Source organism: Sphingomonas sp. AC411 (genome assembly GCF_979253035.1).
The window spans coordinates 804,689-820,401 of sequence record NZ_CEEDAQ010000001.1; the positions used below are offsets into that span (position 1 = coordinate 804,689).

General features: G+C 66.6%; 11 protein-coding genes and 3 pseudogenes. 8 read left to right on the forward strand and 6 right to left on the reverse strand.

From position 1 onward, the window contains the following. Nucleotides 1-4 precede the first annotated feature (4 nt). From fdhD to AC0IX7_RS04245, 3 genes are read right to left on the reverse strand one after another with little or no spacing between them, the layout of a single operon-like run. Nucleotides 5-796 (reverse strand): formate dehydrogenase accessory sulfurtransferase FdhD, encoded by a 792-nt coding sequence (gene fdhD / locus AC0IX7_RS04235; protein WP_471810655.1) that lies wholly within the window; start codon nucleotides 794-796, stop codon nucleotides 5-7. Continuing rightward, the gene (gene mobA / locus AC0IX7_RS04240) at nucleotides 793-1,278 is read right to left on the reverse strand and encodes a molybdenum cofactor guanylyltransferase (protein ID WP_471810656.1); all 486 of its coding nucleotides are present in this window, start codon (nucleotides 1,276-1,278) and stop codon (nucleotides 793-795) included. The genes fdhD and mobA overlap by 4 nt, the downstream gene beginning before the upstream one ends. Before the next feature lie 26 nt (nucleotides 1,279-1,304). Then, a complete protein-coding gene (locus AC0IX7_RS04245) occupies nucleotides 1,305-3,593 on the reverse strand; it encodes an FdhF/YdeP family oxidoreductase (protein WP_471810657.1) in 2,289 nt (762 codons plus the stop codon). 125 nt (nucleotides 3,594-3,718) lie between these two features. Between AC0IX7_RS04245 and trxB the strand changes: the two genes are divergently transcribed. Further along, nucleotides 3,719-4,687, forward strand: a complete 969-nt coding sequence (trxB, locus tag AC0IX7_RS04250; protein ID WP_471810658.1) for a thioredoxin-disulfide reductase — start codon at nucleotides 3,719-3,721, stop codon at nucleotides 4,685-4,687. Between the two features lie 22 nt (nucleotides 4,688-4,709). Here trxB and AC0IX7_RS04255 read toward each other — a convergent pair whose 3' ends face one another. From AC0IX7_RS04255 to AC0IX7_RS04265, 3 genes are all read right to left on the reverse strand, one after another. Continuing rightward, entirely contained in the window at nucleotides 4,710-4,982 is a 273-nt protein-coding gene (locus tag AC0IX7_RS04255) for a hypothetical protein (protein WP_471810659.1), read from the reverse strand. A 191-nt stretch (nucleotides 4,983-5,173) separates the two neighbouring features. After that, nucleotides 5,174-5,473 (reverse strand): hypothetical protein, encoded by a 300-nt coding sequence (locus tag AC0IX7_RS04260; protein ID WP_471810660.1) that lies wholly within the window; start codon nucleotides 5,471-5,473, stop codon nucleotides 5,174-5,176. A 685-nt stretch (nucleotides 5,474-6,158) separates the two neighbouring features. Further along, nucleotides 6,159-6,437 carry an acyl carrier protein gene (locus AC0IX7_RS04265; RefSeq protein WP_132740135.1) on the reverse strand — a complete coding sequence of 93 codons (279 nt, stop codon included), beginning with the start codon at nucleotides 6,435-6,437 and terminating at the stop codon, nucleotides 6,159-6,161. Nucleotides 6,438-6,530: 93 nt separating this feature from the next. On the opposite strand from AC0IX7_RS04265, the pseudogene AC0IX7_RS04270 reads away from it, so the two are divergent. The 7 genes and pseudogenes from AC0IX7_RS04270 to AC0IX7_RS04300 form a co-directional block, all read left to right on the forward strand. Beyond that, a pseudogene (locus tag AC0IX7_RS04270) lies at nucleotides 6,531-8,114 on the forward strand (acyl-CoA ligase (AMP-forming), exosortase A system-associated); the annotation flags it as partial. Between the two features lie 76 nt (nucleotides 8,115-8,190). Next, nucleotides 8,191-9,416 (forward strand): annotated as a pseudogene (locus tag AC0IX7_RS04275) (pyridoxal-dependent decarboxylase, exosortase A system-associated). 161 nt (nucleotides 9,417-9,577) lie between these two features. Next, nucleotides 9,578-10,222 carry an XrtA/PEP-CTERM system exopolysaccharide export protein gene (locus tag AC0IX7_RS04280; protein WP_187504240.1) on the forward strand — a complete coding sequence of 215 codons (645 nt, stop codon included), beginning with the start codon at nucleotides 9,578-9,580 and terminating at the stop codon, nucleotides 10,220-10,222. 11 nt (nucleotides 10,223-10,233) lie between these two features. After that, nucleotides 10,234-11,757 carry an XrtA system polysaccharide chain length determinant gene (locus AC0IX7_RS04285; protein WP_471810661.1) on the forward strand — a complete coding sequence of 508 codons (1,524 nt, stop codon included), beginning with the start codon at nucleotides 10,234-10,236 and terminating at the stop codon, nucleotides 11,755-11,757. Between the two features lie 12 nt (nucleotides 11,758-11,769). Then, nucleotides 11,770-13,587 (forward strand): P-loop NTPase family protein, encoded by a 1,818-nt coding sequence (locus tag AC0IX7_RS04290; protein WP_471810662.1) that lies wholly within the window; start codon nucleotides 11,770-11,772, stop codon nucleotides 13,585-13,587. Next, entirely contained in the window at nucleotides 13,484-14,572 is a 1,089-nt protein-coding gene (locus AC0IX7_RS04295; RefSeq protein WP_471810663.1) for a hypothetical protein, read from the forward strand. The genes AC0IX7_RS04290 and AC0IX7_RS04295 overlap by 104 nt, the downstream gene beginning before the upstream one ends. A gap of 12 nt (nucleotides 14,573-14,584) precedes the next feature. Continuing rightward, a pseudogene (locus AC0IX7_RS04300) lies at nucleotides 14,585-15,654 on the forward strand (ExeA family protein). Nucleotides 15,655-15,713 lie beyond the last annotated feature (59 nt).

Here is a 15,713-nt window from a genome sequence, read left to right on the forward strand (position 1 = left end):
GCGGCTAGTCGAAGACCTTCCAGGGATCGTTCACCACCAGGATCGCGTCGCTGCGGGCGAGGGCGAGCAGCGTCAGGCCCTGCGCACGCGCGTGATCGATCGCGAGACTGGTCGGTGCGGAGATCCCGACCAGCATCGGCACGCCGGCGATCAACGCCTTGTCGACCATCTCGAAGCTGATCCGCGACGTGACGAGAATGAATCCGTCGATCGCTTGGCCTTTTATCGCCAGTCCTCCGACCAGCTTGTCGAGCGCGTTGTGGCGACCGACGTCCTCATAGGCGGCAACGACCTGGCCTTCACGATCGCATGCCGCTGCCGCGTGAATGGCGCCCGTGGCGGCGTTGAGCGGCTGGTGCGCGCGCAAGCCACCGAGTGCGGCAAACAACGCGCTTACAGGCGTGTCGGGCTTCGGTGGCGTTCGAGGGACAGGTTTGCGGAGTTGTTCGAGCCCGGATATCCCGCACAGTCCGCAACTCGTGTCGCTGGTCCGATGGCGGACACGGTCGTGAATGCGCCCCTTGCAGCGCTCGGACAGGCCGACGCGGACGATCCAGCCCGCCTCGGCCTCGAACACGTCGATGTCGCGCACGTCGTCGGCGCTGTCGGCCAGCCGCTCGGTCAGCAGGAATCCGGTCGTGAACTCGGGCAGGTCGGCGGGCGTCATCATCATCACCGCATAGCCGAGCCCGTCGATCTCGATCGCGACGGGCACCTCGATCGCGATCGTTCGCTCTCCGACCATGACCGAATTAGGGCGAAGGATCTTGATCGGCAATGTGCGAGAGGTCGTCATAGGGCGGCGATGTCTTCCGGCGTATTGATGTTGGGGATCGGCGCTGGCGCCGCGATCGGCACGGCGCCGATTGCCTCCGCCCAACCGCGAACCGAACGGCGTGGCGATGCCGCGATATGCTCGAGCAGAGCCTCCATCGACGCGGTGTTCCAGTGGCCGAGCACCGGCGCATCCGGGCAATAGGCGGGCGCTCCTCGTGCGAGCGCTGCCAGCAACCCGTCGGGGAGAACCGGCATGTCGCATGCGATCGTCAGGACCGACGTGAAGCCCCGTTCGCGGGCATAGGACAACGCGCCGGCAATCCCGCCCAAAGGGCCGAGATCGGGGCCGGGGAGGTCGGCGATCGGGCCGTCTCTGCCGACGATAACCGCCGTTTCGACGTACGGCACCAGCAGGTCCCTCGCATGCTCGGACAGCATACGCCCTTCAAACATCGCTAGTGCCTTGTCCGAACCGAACCGGGACGACCGCCCGCCAGCCAATACGACGCCGAGGATATTCGTATCGGTCAGCGCGTCTTCTCGATACGTACCGGGACCGATTTCGCCGCCGGAACATGGCTTTCGCGGGCGTGGTGCGCGACCGGCATGAGCAGGTTGCTCTCGGGATAATAGGCCCCCACGCAGCCCTCGGGGATCGAGTATTCGACCACGCGCAGCTTGTTGAGGCGGCGATCCGAATTGCCGCCCGCATCGCCGACCAGGTCGACGTCGTCGCCGTCGGTGATCCCCATCCGGATCATGTCGCTGCGGTTCATGAACACGATGTCGCGCGTACCCTTCACACCGCGGAAGCGGTCGTGATAGCCGTAGACGGTCGTGTTGAACTGATCGTTCGATCGTAGTGTCATCAGGCGGAAGCGGCCCTCCGCCTCCTCGAACCCGGTGACGTTGAGGGATTGCGGCACGTTGATCTCCGCCTTGCCGCTCTCGGTCTTCCACTCGCGGTGCGCTGCGGGCACGCCCTTCCAGAAGCCGCCGGGCGTGAACATCTTCGCGTTAAAGTCTTTGAACAGCTCCGGATACGTCACTTCGATCGCATCGCGAACGCGCGCATAATCGCGCACCCACGCATCCCAGTCGAGCTTCGGATTGGGCGCCAGCGTCGCCTTGGCGATCCCCGCGACGATCGCCGGCTCGGACAGCAGCGTTTCGGCCGCCGGCGTGGCCTTGCCCTTCGAACCATAGATCTGGCTGAACGAATCCTCGATCGATACGCTCTGCGGCCCGGTCCCCTGCATATCCGTCTCGATCCGGCCGAGACAGGGGAGCAGGTACGAGGTCCTACCGGGCAACAGGTGCGAGCGGTTGAGCTTGGTCGCGATATGGACCGTCAAGTCGAGGCCGCGCCATTTCGGCTCCATCCGCGCATGATCCGGGATCGCGCGGACGAAGTTGCCGCCGAGGCCGATGAAGGCCTGTGCACTGCCGTCGAGGACCGCTTCGCACGCCTCGACCGTGTCCCAGCCCTTCTCGCGCGGGGGCTCGAAGCCATATTGCTCGGCAAGCTTGTCGAGCGGGGCGAGTTCGGGCTTTTCGGTGATGCCGACGGTACGTTGGCCTTGCACGTTCGAGTGACCGCGGACCGGGCCCATGCCGGCGCCGGGCTTGCCGATGTTGCCGCGGAGCAGCATCAGGTTGACGACCATGTGGACGTTGTCGATCCCGCCGACATGCTGGGTCAGGCCCATGCCGTACACCGCGATGACCGCCTTTGACTTGGCGTAGACCTTGGCGGCCGCCTCGATCTCGGCGCGAGTGAGGCCGCTCTCATGCTCGATCACCGACCATTCGGTCTTGCGCGCGACGTCGGCGAACGCATCGAAGCCGGTCGTGTGCTCGGCGAGGAACGCATGATCCAGCACGCGCAGGCCGTCGATCCGCTGGGCGTGGTCGTCGGCCTCAATCAGGTATTTGCAAATGCCCATGATCGCGCCGACGTCGCCGCCGGTCTTGACCTGATGATATTGCGAGGCGATCGGCGTCGACTTGCCCGTCACCATCTCGATCGGGTTCTGCGGATCCTGGAATTTCTCCAGCCCGCGCTCCTTAAGCGGATTGAACACGACGATCTCGACACCGCGCTTCGCACAATCGCGCAAGGGGTGCAGGAACCGCGGGCTGTTCACGCCCGGATTCTGCCCGAAGTAGAAGATCGCGTCGCATTTCTCGTAGTCGGAGAGATGGATGGTGCCGACCGCCGAGCCGATCGCGGACTTTAGCCCGACCGAGGTCGTCTCGTGGCACATGTTCGAGCTGTCGGGCAGGTTGTGGCTGCCGTACATCCGCGCGAGCAGGCTATACATGTATGACGTTTCGAGACTGGCGCGACCCGAGGCATAGAAGATGACCTTGGTCGGGTCGTAGGTCTTCAGCTTGGCACCGATGCCCGCGAACGCCTCGTCCCAGCTGCACGCGGTGTATTTGTCGGTGGTCGGATCGTATTTCAGCGGATGCGTCAGGCGCCCGGCCTGTTCGAGATCGTAATCCTTCCAGCCCAGCAGTTCGCTGACCGTGTGCTGCTCGAAGAATGCGGGGGTGACGCGGAACGAGGTCAGTTCCCATGCGGTAGCCTTCGCCCCGTTCTCGCAGAACTCGGCGACATGCGGATGTGCGGGCTTGCCCCACGCGCAGCTGACGCAGGCAAACCCGTCGGGCTTGTTCTGCCGCGCGAGTTCGCGGATGACCTCCGGCCCGACCTTCTCGCGGGCGGAAATCTCGACGAGCGACTTCATTGAGCCCCAGCCGCCTGCTGGTGCCGTGTAGTCCTCGATCTCTACGGTCCGGTCGTCGCTCATGCTCATCTCCGCTTTTATACCCCAACGAAGCGGCAAAGCTTTCGATGCAGGCGGCACAGATTTACCGGCGGTTCAATCCGGGCGCGCATCCCCTAGATGCGATTACGAATCTCCAAGGAACAATGATGACGACCCATACCACCCGCATGCTTATCCTCGGCTCGGGGCCTGCCGGGCTCTCGGCTGCGATCTATGGCGCGCGTGCCGGGATGGCGCCGATCGTCGTGCAGGGCATCCAGCCCGGCGGCCAGCTGACCACGACCACTGATGTCGAGAACTATCCCGGCTTCAAGGACGTGATCCAGGGGCCGTGGCTGATGGAGCAGATGCAGGCGCAGGCCGAGCATGTCGGCACGCGGATGATGTGGGACACCATCGTCCAGGTCGACCTGACCAGCCGTCCGTTCCGCCTGATCGGCGACAGCGGCGACGTGTATGAGGGCGACACGCTGGTGATCGCGACGGGCGCGCAGGCAAAGTGGCTCGGGATCGACAGCGAGGAGCCGATGAAGGGCAAGGGCGTCAGCGCCTGCGCGACCTGCGACGGCTTCTTCTATCGCGGCAAGAAGGTGGCCGTGATCGGCGGCGGCAATACCGCGGTCGAGGAGGCGCTGTACCTTACCAACCATTCGCCCGACGTGACGCTGATCCACCGCCGCGATCTGCTGCGGTCGGAGAAGATCCTCCAGGAGCGCCTGTTCGCGCACAAGGGCGTGACGGTGCTGTGGAACAAGGAAGTTCGCGAGTTCGTCGACGGCGGCGGCAATGCGGGGCTGGTCGCACTGGAGCTGGAGGACACGGTCACCGGCGAGCGCTCGCGGCTGGCGGTCGATGGCGGGTTCGTGGCGATCGGCCACCATCCGGCGACCGAGCTGTTCCGCGGGCATATCGATCTCGATCCGGATGGGTATATCTCGGTCGAGACCGGCTCGACCCGCACCAGCGTCGAGGGCGTGTTCGCGTGCGGGGACGTGGCGGACAAGGTGTATCGTCAGGCAGTGACCGCGGCCGGCACGGGCTGCATGGCGGCGCTGGATGCCGAGCGCTTCCTGGCCGCGGCCGAGTTTGCGGAGCTTGCCGAAGCCGCTGAATAACCGGCGTTATCGGGAAAGAAGATTAGGCCAGGTTACGCCTAAGTGCGGTCTCCAGCGCGGCGCCGGCCGGGCCGGTGAAGCTGTGGGAATCGGTGTCGATCGTCTCTAACGGGACGGCGGCGCCGGCTGCCGCTGCGAAGGCGATGGCAGTCGCGTCGCCGCGGGCCAGGATGACGGCGGCGTCGGTTTGCCAAGCTGCGATCGCGGTCAGGACCCGGCTGGCTAGCGGGTTTCGGCTTTCCTGATCAGTCTGAACGATCCTCGACAAGCCCTTGATAAGGCTCGTGATATTCAAATTTCCAGACAGCGCTCGGCGCAATGTCGCGGGGTCTCGCAACGCTGTGCGGTAATGATGTCGGATGGCGGCGGCGGGGAGGTCATCGATCGGTTCGATGACCCAGGGGTTGGCGAGGACGACCTTGTCGAAGCCGGCCGACCGTCCGAATAGCGCCAGCGTGCTGGCTGCGTCGCAATTGCCGAAGCCGATCAGGCGGGTGACATGCGGGCTGCGTGCCGGAACGCAGCAACCGCTGCGATCAGGTCGGGCTCTGCGGTCAGGAAGCCGCCATTGTCGCCTGTCGAGTCTCCAACGCCGCGGCGGTCGTAGCGGAAGACGGGCGTGCCGGTGGCCGCCAGGCGTTGGGCGAGCATCGCCATCCCGCGGTGCGCGCCGCTGCGGATTTCGTTGCCGCCGGAGACGATGAGAAGTCCGGTCGTGCCGGGTGCCTCGTCCAGCGTGGCGGCAAGCGTTTCGCCTTCGCATGCGAACCCGATCAGCCTTCGCATGATGCTATCCAGTGTGCGATATCGGCTGCAAGCTGTTGTGCTAACCCGATATCGTTGCCGGGTTCCGACCGGCGCCATAGCGGCGCTCCGGCATAGGTCGCGTCGGCGGCTCGGGGATCGGTATCCAGGCGTACGACCCGGTACCGGCCGTCCTCGCGCGGAACGGCATCTCGCAGTTCGGCGAGCATCTCGGGGACAGGCGGTTGCCGGCATACTCGTCTCCCCGGTCGGACTTACCCGCGGCGGCGCGCATGCGTTCGAGGTCGCGGACGAGGTCTGCGCCCGTTTGTGGAGCGAGGTGCCAGCGGCCGGTGAAGTCGGCGTCGGTATCGAGTAGCGCGCCGCTTCTTGTCGAAAGCGCGTAGCTATGGGCGCCAAGTTGCTGAGTTAGTTCGCGATAGGCTCGGCGCTGGTCGGACAGCTTGGCATCGAAGGTCGCGACGAGACTTTCGCCGGCACCGGGTACGTCGGGGAGTATGCTGCCGATGCCGTGATCCGCCAGCGCGCGCAGGATCGTGCAGGTGAACTGCCGGGTCCGGTTCGCTTCCTCGAACAGGGGAGGGCGGCGATGACGATCGGGCCGCTCTCGGGCCCGAACCGCAGCATCGCTTCGCGGCCACCATTCCAGTCATATGTATCGAAGCGGAGGCCGGTCATTCCGGCGAAGGCTAGCCCCCGATCAGGGTTAGACCAGCGCCTTGCCCGCGGCGAACTGGACGAGCGCGCCGAATGTCTCGAGCATCTCGCCGTCGATCTCGTCGTCCTCGATCAGGATGCCGAGCCGGTCCTCGAGTTCGGTGAGCACGCTGGCCACCGCCATCGAATCGAGCTCGGGCAGCGCACCGAACAGCGGCGTATCGGCGGTGAACGTCGCGACTCGATCGGCGCTGAGGCCGAGGATGTCGGCAAGGACGGCGCGTACCGTCGTTTCGACTTGGGAAGTACCTTCGAAGATCACGAGCATCGCCTGAACCGTTACGAACCGGGCCCCGCTAGCGTGTGGGGGTGAATTCGGCAACGGGTTCGCGCTAAGGGGGCTTGGCGCTATTAGAGCCCGATGATCGCGCTCGACCCCAAGCCATACCCTATCGACCACATCGCGTTGCGTGGTGCGCCGGATGCCGTTGCGCTGGTCGACAAGGCTGGCGCGATGACGTTTGCCGAGCTTGAGGCCGGGGTCGGGGCGCTGGCGGAATGGCTTTCCGGCCGGGGGCTGTCGGCGGGTGATCGGGTGGCGACGTGGTTGCCCAAGACGCGCACCGCGTGCCTGATGCCATTGGCGGTGGCGCGGGCGGGGCTGGTGCATGTGCCGGTCAATCCGCTGCTGAGACGGGCGCAGGTTGCGCATATTCTTGGGGATAGCGGGGCGCGGTTGCTGGTGACGCAGGGTGTGCGGGCTGGGACGCTGGACGCTGGGGATGTGCCGAGCGGGTGTTCGATCGTCGACGAAGTTGATCTTCCCGGCTCCCGGCGAAGGCCGGGGTCCAGTTGGGAGGATCCCGATGGTGTCGCGCAACGTCCTGTCACGGTGGTTCTCCCAACTGGGCCCCGGCCTTCGCCGGGGAACCGCGAGCAATGCATTATCCGACCGTCCGATGCCGATCCCGACAGTCTTGCGGCGATCCTCTACACCTCGGGGTCCACTGGGCGGCCGAAGGGCGTGATGCTCAGCCATGCGAATTTGTGGCTGGGGGCGATCTCGGTTGCGCATTATTTGAAGCTGGAACCTGAAGACCGCGTGCTTGGCGTGCTGCCGCTGTCGTTCGACTATGGCCAGAACCAGCTGTTCTCGACCTGGGCGGCGGGTGCGTCGGTGGCGCCGCTCGATTATCTGGTCGCGCGCGACGTGGTGAAGGCGGTCGAGCGGGTCGGGGCGACGACGCTGGCGGGCGTGCCGCCCTTGTGGGTGCAACTGCTGGAGGCGGACTGGCCGGCGGAGACTGCTGGGCGGTTGAGGCGGCTGACCAACTCGGGGGGCGCTGACGCCGCGGCTGGTGCGTGGGCTTCGGGAGCGGTTTCCGGCGGCGGATGTGTACGCGATGTATGGGCTGACCGAGGCGTTCAGATCGACCTATCTCGATCCCGCGCTGATCGATGCGCATCCCGATGCGATGGGGCGGGCTATCCCGTTTGCCGAGGTTTCGGTGGTGAAGGCCGACGGCACGCGCGCTGCGCCGGGCGAGGGGGAGCTGGTGCATGCCGGGCCGCTCGTCGCGCAAGGCTATTGGCAGGATGCGGAGCGGACGGCGCAGCGGTTTCGGCCGGCGCCCGATGGCAACGGCATGGCGGTGTGGTCGGGTGATACCGTGGTCGAGGGCGAGGACGGGCTTTTGCGATTCGTCGGGCGCGACGACGAGATGATCAAGAGCGCGGGGAACCGGATCAGTCCGTTGGAGATCGAGGAGGCCGTACTGGCGGGGGCGAGGCGCGCGAGGCGGTCGCGGTTGGCGTGCCGGACGAGCGGCTGGGGCAGGGGATCGTGGTGATGCTGGCCGGGGATACTGGCGCGGAGGCGGGATTGCGGGCGCGGTTGCGGACGGCACTGCCGAGCTTCATGCAGCCGGGTGAGTATCTGTGGCGGGATGAATTGCCGCGTAATGCCAATGGGAAGCTGGACAGGTCTGCTATCGCGTTGGAGGTGAAAGCTTGTTCCCCCGCGAAGGCGGGGGTCCAGTCTGGGCCCCGCCTTCGCGGGGGAACATGGAGGGGAGCGCGTCATGAAACCGATGGGTGCTCTTCCTCCGGAGTTTGCTGCGCAGACGGACGCATTGGTTATCGCAGGCCGAACGGCTGACGATTGGGTCGCGCACGCCGGCGACACACCGCTGTTCGTCTACGACATGGCGATCGTCGCCGCGCGCATCGCACGCTTCAAAGCAGCGATGCCCGCGATCGATCTTCATTATGCGATCAAGGCCAATCCGCATGCCGACATTCTGACCGCGATCGCGCCGCTGGTCGACGGGCTCGACGTCGCCTCGTCAGGCGAGCTCGGCAAGGCGCTCGCGGTCAAGCCAGCGGCTTCGATCAGTTTCGCCGGGCCCGGCAAGCGTGACGACGAACTCTCCGCAGCGATTTCCGCCGGCGCCACGCTCAACGTCGAATCCGAAGGCGAAGCGGCGCGGGCGTTCGCGATCGGCGACCGCCTCGGGCACACTCCGCGCATGGCGGTACGCGTGAACCCCGATATCGAGCTCCGCGGCTCGGGCATGCGGATGGGCGGGCGGGCATCGCCATTCGGGGTGGATGCGGTGCGCGCCGCGGCGCTGGTGAAGGCGATCGTCGCTGCCGGCGCCGACTGGCGCGGCTTTCATATCTACGCCGGCAGCCAGGCGCTCGATCCCGGCGCGATCATCGAGACGCAGGCCGCCACCATCGCGCTCGCCGCGCGATTGGCGGAGGAGGACGGTGCAGCGCCCCGCTCGTCAATCTGGGCGGTGGCTTCGGCGTGCCCTATTTCGCTGGCGACGTGGCGCTGGATATCGAGCGTGTCGGCACCGCGCTGGCGGAAGCGCTCGCGTCCCGTCCGCCGATCCTGGCCGAAACACGGTTCGCGATCGAACTCGGTCGCTGGCTCGTCGCCGAGGCCGGCGTCTATCTGACGCGTGTCATCGACATCAAACAAAGCCAGGGCGAGACCTTCGTCATCGTCGACGGCGGTCTCAACCACCAGCTCGCCGCGAGCGGCAATTTCGGCACCGTCGTGCGCCGCAACTATCCGATCGCGGTCGCCGCGCGCATGGGCCGGGACACTGTGGACACCGTCTCGGTGGTCGGTCCGCTCTGCACTCCGCTCGACCGGCTCGGCGACAAGATCGCGCTGCCGCCGGTCGAGGTCGGCGACCTGATCGCGATCTTCATGGCCGGCGCCTATGGCGCGAGCGCCAGCCCGAGTGCTTTTCTCGGGCATCCAGCGGCGATCGAGATCGTTACTGCTCCATAGCCTGCCACTCATATGTCCCAATCTGGGGCCATTGCCGGTCGGGAGCGTGGTTACAGGGCGCTCCTAACGCTATCTTCACCTGTTCCTCGCATAGCCGAGGCTGAGTTTAGCCGACCGCCGGGCAACCGACGGCTGGTGTGGCGCCAGGAGAATAAGTGCCCATGCGTTCCGGACCCGTATCGAAATCCCTGCTGACCCTCGGCCTCGTCGGGGCGACGCTATCCGCGTGCACGAGCACCGGCAGCCGTCCCGAACTGCCGCCTGCCGCCTATGTCGCGAATCAGGAGCTGCCGGGCGAGGAATACGTCATCGGGCCGCTCGATCAGCTCAACATCTTCGTCTGGCGCAATCCCGAGCTGTCGTCGAAGGTCCAGGTGCGTCCCGATGGCCGGATCACCACGCCGTTGATCAACGACATGCCTGCGGTCGGCAAGACCCCGGCAATGCTCAGCGACGACATCAAGAAGGCGCTCACGGCCTATATCAAGGACCCGATCGTCTCGGTGATCGTCGAGAATTTCAGCGGCACCTATAGCCAGCAGGTGCGCATCGTCGGCGCGACCGAAAAGCCCGCCTCGATCCCCTACCGCGCCAACATGACCCTGCTCGACGCGATGATCGCGGTCGGCGGTCTCAGCCAATATGCCGCGGGCAACAAGGCGCGTCTGGTGCGCTACGACCGCGCCACCGGCAAGCAGACCGAATATGGCCTGCAGATCGGCAACCTGCTCAAGAAGGGCGATTCGTCGGCGAACGTCCGGCTCGAGCCGGGCGACGTGATCATCATCCCCGAATCGATGTTCTGAGGGACGCCGCGATGAACGGGATCTTCGACGAGGTGCGCATCGCGCTGCACACGATCTGGACGCGGCGCTGGCTGGCGCTGGCGGTGGCGTGGGGCGTGTGCGTGCTCGGCTGGCTGGTCGTGTCGCAGATCCCGAGCCGCTACGAATCGACCGCGCGCGTGTTCGTGCAGATGCAGACGGTGCTGCCCGCCGGAATGGACGGCGTGCCGCAGAGCGTGCCGATGACCGTCGATACGATCCGTACGACGCTGATTTCCGCGGTGAACCTCGAAAAGGTGGTGCGCGGCACCGATCTCGCCAACACCGTGTCGAGCGACCGCGACGTCGCCGACCGTGTCGCCGCGCTCGCGCCGAACATCAAGATCGTGTCGCAGCAGGATAACCTGTTCCAGATCACGACGAGCGCGGCGAGCCCGAAGCTCGCGCGGCAGATCACGCAGAAGCTGATCGACCTGTTCGTCGAGCAGAATCTGGCGGGCGATCGCTCCAAGACGACGCAGAGCCTGACCTTCCTCGACCAACAGCTCGCGGCGCGGCAGAAGCAGCTCGCCGACGCCGAGGCCAAGCGGGCGGACTTCCAGAACCGGTATCTCGGCGCGCTCCCGGGGACCGGATCGGTCAGCGACCGGATCGGCGCGGCGCGCTCGCAGTTGGCGCAGGTCGATGGCGATCTCGCCGCCGCGCAGTCGAGCCTTGCCGCGGTGCAGGGGCAGATGGCGGGAACGCCCGCTACCGTGGCGGGGGCGGGTGGCGTCGCGGGCGCCGCGGGACCGGCGCGCGCACGCCTCCAGGCGATCCAGGGCCAGCTCGCCGATGCCCGCGCGCGCGGCTATACCGAGAACCATCCCGATGTGGTCGCGCTGAAGAGCCAGCTGTCTGCAGCGACGGCGGCCGCACGCAGCGAGCCCCTGTCCGGTGGAAGCGGTGCCGGCAGCGCGCAGAACCCGCTTTACGCCTCGCTCCAGTCGATGGTCGCGGATCGCACCGCCACCGTCGCGTCGCTGCGGATGCGGCGGAGCCAGTTGCAGAGCGATCTCGACCTGCTCAATTCCAAGCTGACCGGGGATCCCGAGGTCGCGGCCGAGCAAGGGTCGATCGACCGCGATTATCAGGTGCTCAAGGATCAGTACGACACGCTGCTGCGGCAGCGCGAACAGACCGCACTGGTCGGCCAGGCGCAGTCGCAGAGCGATAACGTCAAGTTCAGCGTGATCGATCCGCCGACGATGCCGAGTACGCCGAGCGCGCCGAACCGAATGCTGCTATTGACGGGCGTGCTGATTGCGGGACTCGCGGGCGGGATCGGTGCGGCGTTCGCCATGGGGCGGTTGCGGACGACGTTTCCGACCAGTTCGCGGCTCGAAAAGGCGGCGGGAATGCCGGTGATCGGATCGATCGGCGAAGTCGTGACGCGCGTGCAGTCGAACCAGCGCCGTCGCAAGTTCAAGTTGTTCCTGGGCGGCACTGCCGCGCTGGGCGTCGCCTATGTCCTGTTGCTGGGGGTCGAGATCCTTCAGCGCGGGCTGGCGGCATAAGGGGGTATGGCCGTGACGAAACCTGATCGCGAACCCTCGCTGCTCGAGCGCGCAGCCAAGGTGTATGATTTCAGCGCACATGCGAAGGCGCGCAATATCGCGGTGCCCGCTGCGCCGGTCGTCGATGCGCCCGTTCGCGAAGTTCCCGCCGCCGAGGCCCGCGCCGTCGAGGTCGAGCCCGTCGCGGTCGCCGTGCCGCCATCCGCGACCCACTATGCCCCGGCGCCGACAGACGATTTTGCCGATGCGACCTTCCTCGCGATCCCCGAGGAACTGCGCGCGCCGGTCGGCGACGAGTTCACCGACGAGGTCTATTACCCCGCGGACTCGGACGACACCGCGCGGATCGATCGCGGGATGCTCGCCGGCAACGGGATGATCGTGCCGGGCGCACCGGTCGGCCCGCTCGCGGAGGAATTCCGCCTGATCAAGCGCCAGTTGCTGATCGCCAGCGCGCGCATCGCCGAGAGCGACAGCCCCGACAAGGCGCGGATGATCCTGGTCTGCTCGGCCCGGCCCGAAGACGGCAAGACGTTCTGCGCGATCAACCTCGCGCTCTCGATCGCCGCCGAGCGCGATACCGAAGTGCTGCTGGTCGATGCCGACGTCGCCAAGCCCGATATCGTCAAGCAGCTGGGACTGATCGACGGTCCCGGCCTGCTCGACGCGCTGGGTGATCTCGCGGATCGACGTCGAGGATATGGTGATCCATACCGACGTGCCGCATCTGTCGATCCTCCCCGCCGGCACCAAGACCGCGATGGATACCGAATTGCTCGCCAGCGCACGGACCAAGGTGGTGATCGCGCGGCTCCTCGCCGCCAATCCGCGCCGCATCCTCATCATCGATTCGCCACCCGCGCTCGCTGCGTCCGCCGCGTCGGTGCTGGCGATGCGCGTCGGCCAGGTGATGCTTGTCGTCCGGGCCGATCGCACGCCCGAGAGCGAACTGCGCGCCGCGGTCAACATCCTCGACGGGTGCGAGCACATCCAGCTCGTCCTGAATGCCGTTTCGTTCGTCCAGGGCGGCGCGCGGTTCGGCAGCTATTACGGCCAGGAGAGCTCTTGATGACCGGGCCGATGATCAGATCGACGGTGCGCGCACGCGTGCTGGCCGGCGTCGTGGCCACGGTCGTCGTGGCTGGCATCGTGGCGGGCGCTAGCCCTGTCGTTGCGCAGACGGCGCCGAGCGCGACCACGGGCGGTATCCCGACCGAAAACGCGACGACGGGAGGCTCCGCGACCCCGGGAGCGCGGCGCATCACCATCAACCCGTATGTCGAGGCCAGCCAGACGCTTGCCGCCGACCTCAACGGCGGTGACGTACTGACCTATACCAGCCTTGCCGCGGGCGTGGATGCCGCGATCCAGACGCAGCGCGTCGCCGGTCAGCTCAGCTATCGGTATGAACGCCGGTTCGGCTGGGGCGACCGGCTCGGCGACGACGACGTGCATTCGGGCCTCGCGCGAGTCGACGCCCGCGTGACGCGCAACCTGACGCTCGAAGCCGCCGGCATCGCGACGCGTGCACGCTCGGACATCCGCGGTGCCGCGCCCGGCCTGCTGGTCGGCAACGTGAACAACGTCAGCCAGGTCTATGCGATTTATGCCGGGCCCAGCTTCACCACCACCGCTGGCCCGGTCGTCTTCGATGCGAACTACCGCCTGGGCTATACCAAGGTCGAGACGCCCACCTTCGGCGACACCAGCATCGGTGGGCGGCGGCTTGATTATTACGACGATCTCGATCGGCAACACCGCCACCGCCCGCGCATCGGTCGCGCCGGGTCTCGTCGCGCCGTTCGGCGTCACGCTGAGCGGCGCCTATGACCGCGAGACCGCCAGCCAGCTCAAGCAGCGCTACGAGGGCTATTACGGCCGCGGCGACATTCTCCAGCCGGTTTCGCCCTATGTCGCGCTGACCGCGGGAATCGGGTACGAAAAGATCGAGACGAGCCAGAAGGACGCGGTCGTCGACTCCACGGGGACGCCGGTGCTCGACCGCGATGGGCGGTTCGTCACCAACGACGCCTCGCCGCGGCGCGTCGCCTACCGGACCGACGGGCTCTATTACGATGCCGGCGTGATCTGGCGGCCCAATCGCCGCACCTCGGTCGAGGCCCATGTCGGCAAACGCTATGGCTCGCTCAGCTACACCGGCACGGCGACCTACCAGGCCTCCCGATCGGTCGGCCTCGCGGTCAACGTGTATGACGGCGTCCAGACCTTCGGCCGCCAGCTCCGCACCGGCATCGGCAATCTGCCGACCAGCTTCCTGACCGGCAACCAGCAAGGCTTTGGCCAGCAGTTCAACGGCTGCGTGTTCGGCTCCAGCGGCGCGCAACCCGGCGCCTGCCTCAACGACGTGTTCCAGTCGATCTCGACCGCCAGCTACCGCGCGCGCGGCGTGGACGGCGTGATCGTCGCCACCCGCGGCCGATCGACCTGGGGAGCAGGCGCGGGCTATGCCAACCGCAAGCTGTATTCGCCGAATGTCGCGCCGGGGCTGGTCGTCACCGGCCTCGAGGACCAGAGCTATTATGGCCAGCTGTTTTACGCGCGGACCCTGACCCAGGTCTCCGGCGTTAACGCGGACCTGTTCGTCAACTATTACGATCCCGGCGTGCCCAACATCGCGGCGGCGGACGTATCGGGCGACGACGGCGTCTGGTCGTATGGCGCGACCGGAACCTATTACCGCAATTTCGGACGGCTCGGCACCACCGCGTCGCTCGGGCTTTACAGCTTCAAGGTCGGTGACCTCGACAGCGACTGGTCGGCGCAGGCGCTGGTCGGTGCGCGATATCAGTTCTGAAGGCGAGAGCAGATGTACGACGAACATTACGGACTGACGGGTCGGCCTTTCCAGCTCACCCCGGATCCCAAATTCTGGTTCGAGACCGCCACTCACCGCAAGGCGATGGCGTATCTCGGCTATGGCCTGGCGCAGGGTGAGGGCTTCATCGTCATCACCGGCGATATCGGCGCGGGCAAGACGACGCTCGTCGGTCACCTGATGGACACGATCGACCATCAGCGGCTGAACGCGATCCGGCTGGTATCGACCGCGATCGAGGCGGACGACTTGTTGCGGATCGTCGCGACCGAATTGCACATCGATCCGGCGGGACTAACCAAGGCCGAACTGCTGACCGCGATCGAGCGCGGGCTGCACGCGGTCGCGCGGACCGGCAAGCGCACGCTGCTGATCGTCGACGAGGCACAAGCGCTACCCGTGTCCGCGCTCGAAGAACTGCGGATGCTGTCGAACTTCCAGGCGGGGGCCATGCGCTGTTGCAGATCGTCCTGCTCGGCCAACCCGAATTCCGCGATCGCCTGCATGGCCTGGACCGGCTCGAACAGCTTCGCCAGCGCGTGATCGCGATCCACCATCTCGATCCGATGGAGGAGCATGAGGTTTCCGACTATCTCGCCCACCGCCTGACCGTGGTCGGCTGGACCGGCAACCCGGATTTCGCGGACGATGCGTTCGCGGCCTTCTATGCCGGCTCGGCGGGCGTGCCGCGCCGCCTGAACCTGCTCGCCGGGCGCGTGATGCTCCATGCCGCGATCGAGGATCTGCGAGTGATCGACGCCGCCGTCGTGCGGTCGGTGCAGCGCGACTTGGAGGGCGACCTGCCGACGCTTGCTACGGATACGGGGAAGGGTGCCGCTGCTTCGGTGGAGACACTCGCCCAGCCTGTACCGGTCGCCGATACGCCGCGGGCCGATCCGGCGACCGAAGCGCGCATCGCCGCGCTGGAGGCTCGCGTGGAGCTGCAGGACGAGGCGCTTCGCCGCGTGCTGACGCTGCTGGTCGACTGGGTCGAGAGCGAGGACGCCAAGCCCGAATACGCCCCGATCCGCGGTGTTTCCGCCTGGCATGATGCCGCCTGAAATGGCTGTTCTCAATGGCCCTGTTCTCAATGGCCCTGTTCTCAATGGCCCTGTTCTCA